The organism is Roseateles sp. P5_B10 (assembly GCF_056400485.1).
The window spans coordinates 1-716 of record NZ_JBFULE010001461.1 but is presented as its reverse complement, the minus strand read 5'-3'; the positions used below and the strand labels follow the sequence as shown (position 1 = coordinate 716).

Sequence of the window (716 nt, the reverse complement as noted above, 5' to 3'; positions counted from 1 at the left end):
GTGGWAGCGCGTGCGCGAGCTCGGCGTCCGCTGGCATTGCGGCGCGCTGGTTGAAGGCTTCGAGCAGGACGAGGCCGGCGTCACCTTGCGTTTGTCCGGCGGAGCCAAGGCTCGCCATGCCGCGCTGATCCTCGCCAACGGCAGCTTCTCCAGGCTGCGCGAAGGCATGAAGGTCAGCCAGCATGCGCGCGCCTTCCCCTGGGGCGCCGTCTGGACCGTGCTGCCGGCGCCGCCTGGTTTCCCTCAGATCGAGCTGCGCCAGCGCTTCCGGTCGGCGTCGCAGATGATCGGCCTGATGCCGGTCGGCAGGGCCGATCACGCCGATGGCGCACGAGGCATCAACCTGTTCTGGAGTCTGCCCGTCGCCGAACTTGAAGGTTGGCGCGAGCGCGTTGGGCTGGATCGCATCAAGCAGCAGATGGCCGAGCTCTTTCCCGACGTCTTGCCGCTGCTGGCCGGCCTGCGCGATGCCGGGCAGTTGCGTGAAGCCCGCTACGCCGATGTCCACATGGCGCGCTGGCATGACGGCCGCGTGCTGGCCATTGGTGACTGCGCCCATGGCATGAGCCCGCAGCTAGGGCAGGGCGCCAACATGGCGCTGATCGATGCGCACGAGCTGGCGAGCGAGGTCGGTGGCGACTGGCCCGGCGTGTTCGAGCGCTACGGCCGCCGCCGCCGCGCCCACCTGCGCTTCTACGGTCAGGCCAGCAAGGGCC

1 protein-coding gene is annotated in these 716 nt (G+C 69.8%); it reads left to right on the top strand.

The window, feature by feature from the left end; translation table 11 throughout:
* A partial coding sequence (locus AC1DU6_RS33970) for an FAD-dependent oxidoreductase (RefSeq protein WP_477862808.1) occupies positions 1-716 on the top strand: 716 nt, incomplete at both ends.